The sequence below is a fragment of the Acinetobacter sp. SWAC5 genome (assembly GCF_003419885.1).
Classification (GTDB): domain Bacteria; phylum Pseudomonadota; class Gammaproteobacteria; order Pseudomonadales; family Moraxellaceae; genus Acinetobacter; species Acinetobacter cumulans.
Genome location: NZ_QUWR01000009.1, coordinates 19255 through 32694, shown reverse-complemented (window position 1 = coordinate 32694; position 13440 = coordinate 19255). Strand labels below are relative to the sequence as shown.

Here is a 13440-nt window from a genome sequence, read left to right as displayed (position 1 = left end):
GGGTATAATGCGATGCAGATTTATTGAGGATATATCAATGACTGAACAAGCTCGTGATACAGAAGCGTTAATTCGCGACCAAATTGCTAAACATGCTGTTTTACTTTACATGAAAGGCACACCACAATTCCCACAGTGTGGTTTTTCTGCACGTGCTGTTGAAGCGCTCAGTCAAATTGGCCGTCCATTTGCTTATGTAAATATCTTGGAAAACCCAGATATTCGTGCAACTTTGCCAATCATTGCAAACTGGCCAACTTTCCCGCAATTATGGATCAACGGTGAGTTGATCGGTGGTAGCGACATTATGTTGGACATGTTCCAAAAAGGCGAATTAAAAACTTTAGTTGAAGAATTCAGCCCAGCTCCTGAAGCTTAATTCAGAGTAAGTAAAAAAGCGCCGATAAACGGCGCTTTTTTTGTGTCTATCAGATGATTATTTTTCTTCAGTAGATGCATTTGCATCCGTCGAAGAACTTACTTCAGCATCTGCTTGTTGCTGTGCTTTGAGTTCAGCTTTTTTCTTTTTTTTGTCTTTCTTCTTTTTTTTCTTTTTCTTGCTGTCTTCTTCTTCCTCAAAAGCTGCGCCATCTTCTATTGCTTGCCAGTATTCAAGTTGTTCCATAACAGCAGCAAAAATCGAATTTTTGCTATAACGGCCTTTTTTATCGAGCGTACCGACAGGACGCGCCATCAGGATTTCTAAGGCTTGTGCAATATTGTCGATGGCATGAATATGGAATTGACCATTTTGCACGGCTTCAATTACATCTTTACGGAGCATTAAGTGTTGCATATTTTGACGAGGAATAATGACGCCTTGCTGGCCCGTTAAACCTTGTAATTTACATGCATCATAGAAACCTTCAATTTTGGCATTGACACCACCGATGGGTTGTACTTGACCCAATTGGTTCATAGAGCCTGTAATTGCCCAAGATTGATCAATTGGGAGCTGGCTAATCGCAGAAATTAAGGCAGAGAGTTCCGCTACGGTAGCGCTGTCTCCATCAACTTGACCATAGCTTTGCTCAAAAGCTAAGGCAGCTGAGAAGTGGAGTGTTTGTTCGCGACCAAAGTGAGCTTTGAGGAAGCTCGACATGAGCAAAACACCTTTGGCATGCAATGAGCCACCCAGTTCAACACTGCGTTCAATATCTAGGATATCGCCACCGCCTTGATAAACTGAAGCGGTTAAGCGTGAGGGTAGACCAAATTCGACATCAGCATATTGAATGACCGAAAGAGCATTAATTTGTCCTAAACGGTGGCCACGCGTTTCAATCAATTGCGTACCACGGGTTAAGTCTTGCCAATACAACTCGCGTAAATAGCCAAGTCGATATTTACGATGGTCGAGCGCCGTATTGATGTGCTGTTCTGTGACCATGCTGTCATTGGCTTGTACTGCATGGTGGTGTGCTTCGCGAATTAAGTCACCCAAAGTCAGTGCATGTAAAGACAGTGAACTTTGGTCTTCGGCTTGGCGACTTGAATCTGTTAAGAGTGCAGATAATGCGGAACGATCAAATGGAAGTAATTTGTCCGACTGTACATAGTCTGCAATTAACTGCATATAAGCATGTTCATTGTCATCATTACGCTGTAGCGTGTCGGTAAAGTCCGCACGAATTTTAAATACGCTACCAAGCTCTGGTTCAAGTTCTAAAATTTCATAATAAATTTCAGGCTCAGCCAGTAAAATAACTTTAATGTTGAGCGGAATGGCAGCAGGCTCAATCGAAATGCTACCTGTAAGTGTGAGCATGTGCTCCAGAGAAGACAGCTTGAGTTGACCTGATTTCAGTGCGCGTTTTAATCCTTGCCATGCATAAGGCTGTTCAAGTAATTGCTCAGCTTCAAGCATTAAAAAACCACCATTGGCTTTATGTAAAGCACCTGGTCGAATTAAGGTAAAGTCTGTTGTGATGGTGCCATTTTGAGTCAGTTGCTCGACATGACCCAATAAATTGTAATGGGTTGGGAAGTCTTCAAAAATGACAGGAGCACCTGCATTGGCTTTGTGAGTTACCACAATATTGGCTTGGTAGCGCGCTGGCACACGGTTAAAAATTCCTGGTCGGAAATCGTCTTCTTCTTGTTCTAAAACGATTTCTACATTTTCGATAATGTCTTCTGCATACAGTTTTAGATATTGGGCAAGGCCTTCAACTTCTTTAAATTTATTGAGCATTGATTCAATACGAGGCATGACCACTTGCTTGGCAATATCACGATTTAAATGCTGAACTTTATCGCGAGCATCATCTTCTAGATCGCCTAAATGTAGGCCAAGGCGATCCAGCTTTTTGTCCATGTAGCGAATATTGGCAGAGATTTCCGCACGTTGTTGGCTACTGAGTGCATGAATCTCTTCTTTAGACATTTCTTGCATTTTATTGTCTTTAAAATGCATTGGGACAAAGTGATGTTCATCATTTTGAGTGATGAGTTTAAGGTCGAGATCTTCACCTTCTTTGGTTAGCTCAAATAAGGCTAAATTCTGTTCATCACCTGTCCGTTGACGAATCAGTTCGATATTGTTGTGATAAGTTTCAGCGGTAAAGCGACGTTCAAGTTGCTTTAAAATGGTCTGCCACGTTTGATGTAATTGTGTTTGAAACTTAGGTGCTTGACCTGCAGGTAGTTTTAATGCCAAAGGTTGGCGTTGTACCTGAAAGTTATTGACATAGACCCAGTCATTTGGCGTAGGCATCGTTTTAGCGTGCTGTTGGAGCAAGCGCTTAATCATGGTGCGTTTGCCTAGACCAGCCGTACCTACAGCAAAAATATTATAGCCAGAATAAGGCAATGCAATTCCTGCTTCTACTGAAGCACGGGCACGATCTTGACCTAAAAAATTATTTAAGGGTTTTAAGCGTTTGGTCGATGTTGGAATTTTTTTCAGGTCAGTTAAATAAGTCAGTTGTTCAAATTGAAGCTGAGTTTTGCTCAAGGTAGTTTGAATCTCTGGTTGATCAAAAACACTGATTATTTTTTTAGCTTCTGGCACTTCGTTTTGGTTAGCAGTGGGTGTGGAAAGAGAAGATTGAAGAGTTTCGAGTTTTTTGGTCACTGTTGAATCCAAAACATATTAATAACGGCAGAATTTAAAGGTATACAGAAATGCCTGAAAAGATCAAGCAACATGGCTGATTTTCTCGACAAAATTACGTACAGATTTTATAAATTTGGTTGAAACCAAGCGGATTAAGCGCTTGAATAGCATCATTCATTTTCAGACAAAAATAATGTAATGACAACACAAGCTTCAGGATGGAAAGCGGCATTTACCGCATTTCTAGATAAACGTGCGCTGATCATGCTGTTTTTAGGCTTTTCGGCAGGTATTCCAATTCTGCTGATATTTTCTAGCTTGTCACTGTGGTTAGGTGAGGCGGGCATTGATAAGAGCGCCGTAACATTTTTTAGTTGGGCCGCTTTAGGTTATTCCTTTAAATTTGTCTGGGCACCTTTAATTGATGAGCTCCCAGTGCCTGTATTGACCAAATTAATGGGGCGTCGCCGTGCTTGGTTGCTGATTGCTCAGTGTCTGATTATCTGTGCTATTGCCATTATGGCGTTGTCGGATCCTGCACTTGGACAGAGTTATATTTACCAAATGGCAGCAGGCGCAGTACTTTTGGGCTTTTCGGCAGCCACACAAGACATTGTGATTGATGCGTACCGTATTGAATTGGCAGAAACTGAAATGCAGACCGTATTAGCTTCTACCTATAATGCGGGTTATCGCATTGGTATGATTGTTGCTGGTGCTGGTGCGTTATTTTTAGCAGCTTATTTGGGCACGGCTAAAGGTAATTATATATATGAGGCTTGGCGCACGACCTATTTTGCTATGGCTGCTGTCATGCTTGTGGGAATTATTACGACCTTAGTGATTCGTGAACCACAAGTAGAACGTATCCATAAAAATTATCAGCGCTTTGATTATTACCGTTTGGTCGGTGTGTTTTTTGTGGCTGTGGTCAGTTTTGTACTTAGCTATATTTTTTCAGGGAATGCAGTTGAAGCACTGAACACTCAGTTTGAGGTACAGGATTCATTGTTACTCTTTGGCTTGGAATCTATACGTTTTATTGGGTCTGGGGCAATTGCTTTACTCGTAGGTGGTGGCTTAGTCAAAGCTGGTGCAGTAAACAAGCAGATGGCTTATGAAACTTGGGTCAATCCTGTTGCTGATTTTTTTAAGCGCTATGGTGTAAAGCTGGCATTGGTTTTATTGCTTTTGATTGGTTTCTACCGTATTTCAGACATTATTGCCGGTGTTATTTCTAATGTGTTTTACCAAGACTTAAATTTTAGTAAAGAGCAAATTGCTGAAGCGGTAAAAGTCTATGGTGTTATTTTTAGCTTGGTCGGTGGCTTTTTAGGAGGCTTACTGGCACAGCGTATGAACATTATGAAATTAATGTTTGTGGGTGCGATTTTAGCCAGTTCGACCAATTTAATTTTTATTGGTTTGGTAAAATCAGGTCAGCCACTCGGTGAAGTTACTGTACAGGCTGGTGGTAAAAGCTATCAAGTGCAGGCAGATGAAACGGGTGCATGGACGCAAAAAGTTCCTGTTGCTGATTTGCGCTCTGGTGAGGCGATACACGTGAGTGCAACTTATATGCAAGATAAAAGTGGCGCTGTAACAGTAGAGATGCCATATCTTAATGATCAAGCAAACAAGGCATTACTCGTATTTCCGATTACGGCAGACAATGTGGTTAATGCGCAAGAAAGCCAAAATAGCATTGTGGTGCGTGGTCAAACAGCGCATGCTCTAAATGAGCAACAAAAACTGCAGGTGCAACTCGATGGCCAAACCTTTGAAGCTAAATTAGACAAAGCAGGTATTTTTACCGCGACGATTCCAGGAAAAGCCTTGGCTGAATCGGCTAGCCACAAAGTTGAAGTACAGCTGTTGGATGCTGAGCGTATTATTGCTACACAAACACATGCTTATGAAGTTAATACTGTTGCCAATATGGCAGGGGTGCTTAGTGTAGATGTACAACCAATACAGCTGGCGCAAGCAGAAAATGGCTGGGTTGAGCTGAAAGGTAAAGTGATTAAGTCATATAGTTCAATGTGGCTATACTTTGCGATCATTGTGGATAATTTAGCCTCTGGCTTGGCTGGGGCAGCATTTATTGCATTTTTATCCAGCTTAACCAGTGTATCGTTTACGGCAGTGCAGTATGCAATTTTCAGTTCTTTAATGACCTTAACACCTAAAATTTTAGGCGGTTATTCGGGTACGATCGTGACCAATATTGGCTATCCAAAATTTTTCTTAATGACTGCATTAATTGGTATTCCAATTTTGTTTTTAGTGGTTTGGGTTGCAAAATTGCTCAAAGAACATGAACAAAAAACCACGCAATAGACTTTGAGTATAGTTTGATTAAAAAAAACCGCGATAATTTCGCGGGTTTTTTAAGATTGAATGAGCATGATTTTTTACAAAAAAATAGCATATTGAGTGAGTTAATGAACTGTATAAGCTTTGCGACTAAAATTGAACTTTGGGGATTAAATCCCTATAGTATTCAACAATAATTTAAGATTTAGGAAAATGATGATGCGTATGTTGCATACCATGTTGCGAGTAGGCAATTTAGAACGTTCGTTAGCGTTCTATACTGAAGTGCTGGGTATGACTTTACTTCGTAAACGTGACTATGAAGAAGGGCGTTTTACCTTGGCATTTGTAGGCTATGGTGGTGAAGAAAACCATACAGTACTTGAGTTAACGCATAATTGGGATACAGCGAGCTATGAATTGGGCAATGCCTATGGTCATATTGCAATTGCAGTAGATGATGCGTATAAAGCCTGTGAAGAAATTAAAGCGCGTGGTGGTAATGTCGTTCGTGAAGCGGGTCCAATGAAAGGTGGCGTGACAGTCATTGCATTTGTAGAAGACCCAGATGGTTACAAAATTGAACTGATTCAGCAAGACAACAATGCGCGTAATAACTAATCAGAAAGATGCTTGAAATACAGTCAAAATATTGAACATCACGCATGAAAATGCAGTTTCAATAGAAAAGCCCAGTAAGATGGTTTTTACCCAGAGGTAAATTCTAGGCTTACTGGGCTTTTTAACAGCTGATCTCAGCTAAATAAAATAGATAAATCATTGAAAGGATGCGGACATGCTGAAGATGCTGGCGTTGGACCGATTTACAGTACTGTTATTTATCATGGTGGTTTTGGCCACTTTTTTGCCCGTTTCAGGACAAGCTGCTGAAATTTTTGGCACGATCACGACAGTTGCAATTGCGGTTTTATTTTTCTTACATGGCGCCAAACTATCGCGTGAAGCTGTGGTAGAAGGATTAATGCATTGGAAGTTGCATGGTGTTGTTTTTGCATTTACTTTTGCATTGTTTCCAATCATTGGTTTGCTGTGTAAACCGTTATTGGTACCAATGTTAGGGCAGGAGCTGTATTGGGGCTTCTTATTTATGTGCTTTTTACCTTCTACAGTGCAATCTTCGATTGCATTTACATCTGTAGCACAGGGTAATGTCGCAGGTGCCGTATGTAGTGCTTCATTTTCCAATATTGTAGGGATGTTTATTACCCCGCTATTAGTAAGTTTTTTTATTTTAGGTGAAACCACACATAATTTTGATCCGACTGCATCTATAGTGCAAATTACCTTATTGCTTTTGGTTCCATTTGTATTGGGGCAATTACTAAGACCTTATGTATTCCCTTATATGAAAAAAATGCCGAAGATTGTAAAAGTGTTTGATCAAGGCTCAATTTTAATGGTGGTTTATGGTGCATTTAGTAGTGCTGTTGTAGCAGGCTTGTGGCAACAGGTGAGTGCTCAGACCTTAATCCTACTGATTCTGGCCTGTTCTGTGCTACTCACGCTCATTATGCTATTGGCACTGTATGTACCACGCTGGATGGGCTTTAATCGTGCAGATCAAAAAACTATTTTCTTTTGCGGTTCTAAAAAAACCTTGGCCAGTGGTGTGCCAATGGCGCAGATTTTATTTATTGGTCAGCCATTAGGAATGATCGTATTGCCAATTATGATATTCCATCAAATCCAGCTAATGGTCTGCGGTGTAATTGCCAATTTATGGTCAAAGCAGAGTCGTGGTGTTGAATAAATTGCATTGAATCTAATAGTTTAAGTGATTAAAAGACTCGGAAGGTATCGAGTCTTTTAATGGATCATGTAAACTGAGTGTGTTGTCTATGACTAAAATTTAAGAACAGAATGGATAAAATGAAAACAAGAATAGCTGGACTGTTTTTAATTCTCAGCTACAGTACAGTGTGTATAGCTGATGATTTAACACTAAGAGTGAATCGAGATCTTATCGTAAAGATGCCTTTGTTGACGCTGCAGCCGATGCTGGACTTTTGCCGTGATCAACAGCCACAGCTCAATTCTGAACTTGAACAAGCCTATACGGGCGCTAAAGTAAAAGTGCTCAAGGCCGCCAAAGAGGGTGCAATCTCTGTGCTTAATTTGAATCATGATGAAGAATTATTTAAAGAAGAGGAACTTAATTCACCTGTAGATGCAGACGTTAAGCAGCAGTTTCAAGAAGCACTGGAAATGATGAGCAGATCTCTACAGCAAGTGGATTCAGCGACTTATTGTCCTGTATTAATTCAGCGCTTGAATCATTTTGACCAGCACACTTTTCAGCAAAGTGTAGAGATGAAATTTAAACAAATTTCAGAGCAAGCAAAAGCACAGAAGAAAGTCATTCAGTCAGAATGAGCTATTTATTAACAGTAAAAAATCAGCTATAATTTTTCCCAACTTGTTGTGCTTAGCTCTGACGGTATCCGTCTCGGTGGGCCAAAAGAATGGTCTGTTATGGTGTTGATCTGCCTTTTAGGCACTTCCTCCTCCTTGTAGGAGAGTGGTCAATTGCGATGACAGCAAAACCTTCTTAAACTTTATGGAGTAATCGACGATGCGCGCCGATATTCACCCAAAATACGAAAAATTAGTTGCTACTTGCTCTTGCGGTAACGTAATCGAAACTCGTTCAGCTTTAGGTAAAGAATCTATCTACCTAGACGTATGTTCAGCTTGCCACCCTTTCTACACTGGTAAGCAAAAGAACGTTGACACTGGCGGTCGTATCGACAAGTTCAAGCAACGTTTTGCTGGTATGTCACGTTCTATCAAACGTTAATACCCAAAACCAAAAAAAAGCAGGCATTTTGCCTGCTTTTTTTTATGTCCAGTATTTTGCATTTGACGTATGGTGCTTTATATAAAAAAGCCACATTCAATTGAATGTGGCTTTTTTGGTTTTAACTTAAATGTAGAGGATGATTATTGATCTTGTACATCAATCAAGTGATCCAATTTTTTCTGGAAGTAATCACCTTGAATAAAGCGTGCATCCACATTCCAAGCATTGGCAAACAGTGTCATGTCATTAAGACCACGTAACATAATTTGTACGGGCTTAATATCTCTGAAGGCAACAATTTTGAGTTGGAGTTCTTCGCATAATTTATCTGAATTTAACATGTGCGTTAATTCAGGGTGCAATGTTAAGCAATTCGCTTCAACTTGAGTTAATAGGCTTTCACTAAACATTGATTGACCAAAATCACGAATGGCGATTTCAGCGCCATGACGACGAAGTTCAATAATTGCTTTTTGAGCATCTGCAAGAGATTGATAAATATCATCTTCTGAAAACTGTAAAATCAGAGGATGTTGTTGCTTACTACGAATAATCGTCAACAGTTTGGCAACAAACTCAGGGAAGCTACGGTCTTTGAGTAAGATTTCTTTATTCAAGTTAATAATTAATTTTGCTTCAGGATATTGGGTGATGAAATTATGTAATTGCTTGCATGATTCCACCATAATCCAACGATCGAGCTTAATGGATAATTCTGAGTCTTCAGCCAGTTCTTTGAGTTGTGAAATATCGCGCCATTTATTGTCGTAGATAAAACCACTGGTCACCTCATAGGTGTACATGTTCTGGTCATCTTTATCGTATAGCTGCTGATATTTAAGATGAATTTCACCACGTTCTAAACAAGTGCGAAGTGCCTTAATGATAGGCGACTCATTCAATGCTGAAATTGGCGCAAGTTCTTCAATACTTGTGTTGAATTGTACGCTTGGTATTTGTGTTTCTGTTGCTTGAGCTTCGAGAGTTACCGCTGGAGATTGTGGTGCAAACTCTAGACTTGGAATTGAAAGTTCCAGTTCTGGTGCAGGTTGATTTTGAGGTAACTCAGTCAAGAATGCTTTTTCAACACATTGTTCCAAGACAGTTTCATCTCGTAACTCTTGCTCTAAAACGCTATAACCTAAACGTAAATTGAGTGGGTAGCTATTGTTATTCACGGTTAATAACTGCGGTTTACGAAGTGCATTTAAACCAATGAGTTTAGATTCAAGTATCGCTTGAGATTCTGCTTGGAATAAACCAACATAAACACCACCATCAATTTTAAACAATGGTGCATTGGTTTGTTCTTTTAAGAAATTTTTAACTTGTTCAAAATAACTTTTTAGCGTGTTCCAGTCAGACTGGAAAATTTGTTCTGGTGCAGAGGCCAAAGCAAATAAAACCAACGCATTAATATTTGATGGCTGTTGTGTAATAGCACGCTTTATTTGCTGATAGGTATTTGGCTTACTTTGCGAACCATCATTCGAAGTTTTTGTACCACTTGTACTTTCGATATCAATTGCAATTTGTAGTGCATCATCTTCAGCAGCAGGAATGAATTCTATTTTTAAAGGATTCTTGGTGCTGAGTTTGCTGTTTTGCGAGTCAAGCTCAAAACGACCAAAGTCAAACTGACCTTGGCTGATTTTTTTGAAGCGTGTTTTGAAATCAGGTAAATCTTTAGGTTGTAAGACATCGAGTAAAGGTAAGCCGATGATTTCATCTTCAGACTTTAAACCAAACAGTGATAAATACTCTGCATTCGCTTGAATATGAATGCCTTCTTGAATTACAGCTAATGCTTTATGGCTATCTACAACCAGCGATTGTGCTTGGCTTTGTGCTGTTTCTAGTTCATTTAACAGTTGTTGCTGTGTTTGCATTAAACGACTGAACGAAAGGGCACGAATTAAACCCAAATAAAAACGATCTGGGTAGTCTAGATTTAAGATGTCATAAATGCCTTTATGCACATAAGCAGGGTATTGGTCTGCTTGGTAGTCATCCGGCTTTAACAATAAAATCGGTAGATTAGGTTGCTTTGACAGTCGAATTAAGCTTAAAGCTTGTTCATATTTTAAGTCATAAGCACGACCGAAAATAATCAAATCCCAATTGAGGTTGAGCTGTTTTTCGAAACCTTGTAAGTCATCGAGTAGCACGGCTTCAACTTGATGTTCGCTTTGAGTTAGAAGATCACGTATTTGGTTAAAACGTATTTGGTTGTCATCAATGATGAGCAGACGTGTTTCGGTACGCTTTAATTTTTTGGACAATAATGGATTTCTCACTTCAACGCTTCCCATAAATCGTGATTTTTCGTGTCGTTCACTTGTTTATTAATAAATTCGGTGACTAGATGCTCTTGTTGATCATTGAGTAATTCGTATTCAAAACGAATAAAACTTTGGGTGATCAATTGAGCCTTGGTTAGATAAACTTTAAGTTCCTCTTTGCCTAAACGTAAATGTATTGTTTGCTTTTCGCGGAATAGATTAGAACCAGGTAAAATTAGTGTTGTGCTGGTTTGGTCAAGTTGAGCGGTTTGAACCAAGAGAGCAGGTTGATAATTATGCGTATTTCGATCGGTACGAATATGCCCCGCACATGGATACATATCTTGGGTTAAAATTTCTAAGCCCAGCTCTAAGCTCTTTTCCGCAGATTGCTTAATCCAACGAATAACACCACCGCGCCATTGGCTTTGGGCATTTTCTTGTACCAAAATAAACTCGCCCGTTTTTAAGTTTGCTGGTGTAGCACCGGTCCATTTAATACGGTAACCATTGACACTGATGTCGAGAACTTCAGCAGAATGAATCTGTTTCGCTTCACGGTCCAGTGCTTTGGCATTTGAAACAGAAGTTTGAATGTTATTATCCATTGAGTTGATGAAACTCGATTCATTCTGAAGATTATAGTTGGATTCTAACTCGAGTGTTTCTTGCAGTAATTTACCTTTAGACAGATAGAAATGTGCAACTGATAAGCCAAAGCAAATATTAATTTCAGCAGAGTAATCATAACGCTCATGTTTACGTTCCACATTATTCATTAATAAGTTATGAATATGGAAATGCAAGGCAGGCGTGAGGAATAGCTTTTCATTTTTTGATAAGTACTGACCACTTTTGGTTTGTGTTTCCGTGAGATGGTCAAGCAAGTTTTGTGTCGAAATAAAAATATCGGGTGTGTAATGCGACGCTTGATGTGAGTTAAATATAGGTGGATGGTCTTTATTTGAGTCCACCACATAGCGCGATAAAGTCGTTTCTTTGGGTAGAATTTGAATGAGTTTGGCCCAATCATAACTACATAAATATAGCCCCTGAATTTCTGCTGGTCGTATTTGGTTGGTATTAAATATATCCAATAAAATCAGCTGTGAGTACACTTGCGCAATGGTGGTGATTTCGTGTTGCGTACCTAGAAGCTGATTAATATTGGTTTGATCAAAATTGTTTTGAATCGCATATTCAACCAATTGATGTGTTGCATGCCATTGACCAGGAATAGGTGTGCTATAAAGCATTTGTTGTTGATATAACAACATCGCCAATTGTTGCAAAGCATAAAAAATAGATGCTGTACGTGCTGTTTGCAGACTCTTTTTATGACCAAACGAAAAAATAGAAAATTTTTGTTGATTGAGCTGCGTATTGCAACGCATCGCGATATCAATATAGATTTTGGCAAAATGGCTACGCAACAACATCGCCAATTCAATAATCTGGTCATTACGATCAGTGGTAATTAAACTGTGATTGGCAAAATGCTTTTCTAAGCTAGTGAGTACATTTTCTAAGGTTGGATGTAGGATTTGCACCAAGTCAAATCGCAACATTTCTTGGCATTTCAATTCAGAAATTTCAAGCAAAGCATTAAATAATGATTTAGATGAAGTCCCCAATTGTAAAATGGAGACGCTATTTAGCCATTCCTGCAAACCTTTGGCAGTGGTAGGACAAAAACTGAGTTGATCCAGCTTAAGTTCAGTCGATTTCTGAAATATGTCTGAAGTACGCTTAGTCATCTTTATTATTTAACTCAAAAAGTTGAAACCCCAAAAAGCGGTGTTTTATTTTTCTCGCCCGCAATTTCCCGAACTAGTTTAGGAACCAAATACCCCGGTAGGTTCGCTAAAACCGCTTTATAAATGTCATCTATGTCCTGCGGTGATCGATCAAAATGATGAGCACCTTTAACTTTGTCTAGGACATGTAAATAGTATGGCATAACGCCTGCATCAAATAAGCGATAGCTTAAATCGACTAAAACGTCGGCAGAATCATTGACCCCTTTGAGTAAAACAGCCTGATTGAGGACTGTAATTTGTTCCTTGACCAGTTTAGAAAGTTGGCTACAAGTGAAATCATCTAATTCTGATGCATGGTTTGAGTGTACCACTAGAATAATCCGCAGCCTACTGTTTTTTAAAATAGAAATAAACGCATCATTGATCCGATTGGGGATAACAATAGGAACGCGTGAATGAATTCTCAAAAATTTAATTTGTGGAAGTGATTCTAAGCGTTCAATCCAAAGCTGAAGTTTGCGATCAGATAAAGTTAATGGATCGCCACCACTTAAAATCACTTCATTAATATCAGGCTGACTTACTAAATAGTCACGAATATTTGGCCAATCATCTTGTTTAGGTAGGTTTTCTTGATAGGGGAAATGCCTACGGAAGCAATAACGACAGTGAACGGCACATGCGCCTGTGAGCGTTAAAAGAAAGCGTGACTTATATTTGTGTAATACGCCTGGCTGTTGATTGGCTTGCTCTTCACCCAGTGGATCAGTGACAAATCCTTCGTGTTCTTCAAGCTCTAAATGATGCGGGAGAACTTGTAAAAGGAGGGGGTCGAATGCATTACCCAATTGCATTTTTCCGACGAATGCACGAGGTACGCGCAGTTTGAACTGTTTACTGGCCAATAGAGCGCCAGACAAGAGTTGCTCTGGAGAAAGTTGTAATAGCTCAAGCAGTTCTGCTGGATCAGTCACTAAATTGCTCAGTTGGGTTTGCCAGTTTTGCTCTTGGTATAAATAGTTTATCATGCCACGTGCTTGAAATTGTGCTAGATGAATGATCTGATTCTGCTTATATAGGGCTTCAAAAGAAGATCTTTGAGGGTATAGAAGATAAATCTAGATTAAGAATTGTTCGGATTAGAAGCTGTTAGGTTCTCGTCCGAAGTATGGCACAATTCTAATGCGAAGCCTCATGTAGGGG

At 39.5% G+C, this 13440-nt stretch carries 10 protein-coding genes; 6 read left to right on the top strand and 4 right to left on the bottom strand.

Going from position 1 to position 13440, the window contains the following annotated elements; genetic code table 11:
* The first annotated feature begins 37 nt into the window (after positions 1–37).
* Positions 38–379: a Grx4 family monothiol glutaredoxin gene (gene grxD / locus DYI81_RS08115; RefSeq protein WP_106984711.1), complete on the top strand. Its 342-nt coding sequence runs from the start codon at positions 38–40 to the stop codon at positions 377–379.
* 57 nt (positions 380–436) lie between these two features.
* Here grxD and DYI81_RS08110 read toward each other — a convergent pair whose 3' ends face one another.
* Positions 437–3076: an ATP-binding protein gene (locus DYI81_RS08110; protein ID WP_117007245.1), complete on the bottom strand. Its 2640-nt coding sequence runs from the start codon at positions 3074–3076 to the stop codon at positions 437–439.
* 180 nt (positions 3077–3256) lie between these two features.
* Here DYI81_RS08110 and DYI81_RS08105 point away from each other — a divergent pair, with 180 nt between their 5' ends.
* From DYI81_RS08105 to rpmE, 5 genes are all read left to right on the top strand, one after another.
* A complete protein-coding gene (locus DYI81_RS08105; protein ID WP_117007244.1) occupies positions 3257–5398 on the top strand; it encodes an MFS transporter in 2142 nt (713 codons plus the stop codon).
* Positions 5399–5593: 195 nt separating this feature from the next.
* Complete coding sequence (gene gloA, locus DYI81_RS08100) at positions 5594–5995, top strand: lactoylglutathione lyase (RefSeq protein WP_106984714.1); 402 nt, start codon at positions 5594–5596, stop codon at positions 5993–5995.
* A 175-nt stretch (positions 5996–6170) separates the two neighbouring features.
* Complete coding sequence (locus DYI81_RS08095) at positions 6171–7145, top strand: bile acid:sodium symporter family protein (protein ID WP_106984715.1); 975 nt, start codon at positions 6171–6173, stop codon at positions 7143–7145.
* A 119-nt stretch (positions 7146–7264) separates the two neighbouring features.
* Positions 7265–7768 carry a hypothetical protein gene (locus tag DYI81_RS08090; RefSeq protein WP_137287921.1) on the top strand — a complete coding sequence of 168 codons (504 nt, stop codon included), beginning with the start codon at positions 7265–7267 and terminating at the stop codon, positions 7766–7768.
* 199 nt (positions 7769–7967) lie between these two features.
* Positions 7968–8192 carry a 50S ribosomal protein L31 gene (gene rpmE / locus DYI81_RS08085; protein ID WP_106984717.1) on the top strand — a complete coding sequence of 75 codons (225 nt, stop codon included), beginning with the start codon at positions 7968–7970 and terminating at the stop codon, positions 8190–8192.
* A 143-nt stretch (positions 8193–8335) separates the two neighbouring features.
* On the opposite strand, the gene DYI81_RS08080 is transcribed toward rpmE, so the two are convergent.
* Genes DYI81_RS08080 through epmB form a run of 3 tightly spaced genes read right to left on the bottom strand, consistent with a single transcriptional unit; the run spans position 8336 to position 13265 of the window.
* On the bottom strand, positions 8336–10507 hold the full coding sequence (locus DYI81_RS08080) for an EAL domain-containing protein (RefSeq protein WP_106984718.1): 2172 nt from the start codon (positions 10505–10507) through the stop codon (positions 8336–8338).
* Entirely contained in the window at positions 10489–12234 is a 1746-nt protein-coding gene (locus DYI81_RS08075; RefSeq protein WP_117007243.1) for a GTPase, read from the bottom strand. The genes DYI81_RS08080 and DYI81_RS08075 overlap by 19 nt, the downstream gene beginning before the upstream one ends.
* 14 nt (positions 12235–12248) lie before the next feature.
* Positions 12249–13265: an EF-P beta-lysylation protein EpmB gene (gene epmB / locus DYI81_RS08070; RefSeq protein WP_106984720.1), complete on the bottom strand. Its 1017-nt coding sequence runs from the start codon at positions 13263–13265 to the stop codon at positions 12249–12251.
* Positions 13266–13440: the final 175 nt, after the last annotated feature.

Coding starts and splice junctions, on each gene's coding strand:
- grxD (WP_106984711.1), top strand. CDS start 38: ATGACTGAACAAGCTCGTGATACAGAAGCGTTAATTCGCGACCAAATT.
- DYI81_RS08105 (WP_117007244.1), top strand. CDS start 3,257: ATGACAACACAAGCTTCAGGATGGAAAGCGGCATTTACCGCATTTCTA.
- gloA (WP_106984714.1), top strand. CDS start 5,594: ATGCGTATGTTGCATACCATGTTGCGAGTAGGCAATTTAGAACGTTCG.
- DYI81_RS08095 (WP_106984715.1), top strand. CDS start 6,171: ATGCTGAAGATGCTGGCGTTGGACCGATTTACAGTACTGTTATTTATC.
- DYI81_RS08090 (WP_137287921.1), top strand. CDS start 7,265: ATGAAAACAAGAATAGCTGGACTGTTTTTAATTCTCAGCTACAGTACA.
- rpmE (WP_106984717.1), top strand. CDS start 7,968: ATGCGCGCCGATATTCACCCAAAATACGAAAAATTAGTTGCTACTTGC.
- DYI81_RS08080 (WP_106984718.1), bottom strand. CDS start 10,507: ATGGGAAGCGTTGAAGTGAGAAATCCATTATTGTCCAAAAAATTAAAG.
- DYI81_RS08075 (WP_117007243.1), bottom strand. CDS start 12,234: ATGACTAAGCGTACTTCAGACATATTTCAGAAATCGACTGAACTTAAG.
- epmB (WP_106984720.1), bottom strand. CDS start 13,265: ATGATAAACTATTTATACCAAGAGCAAAACTGGCAAACCCAACTGAGC.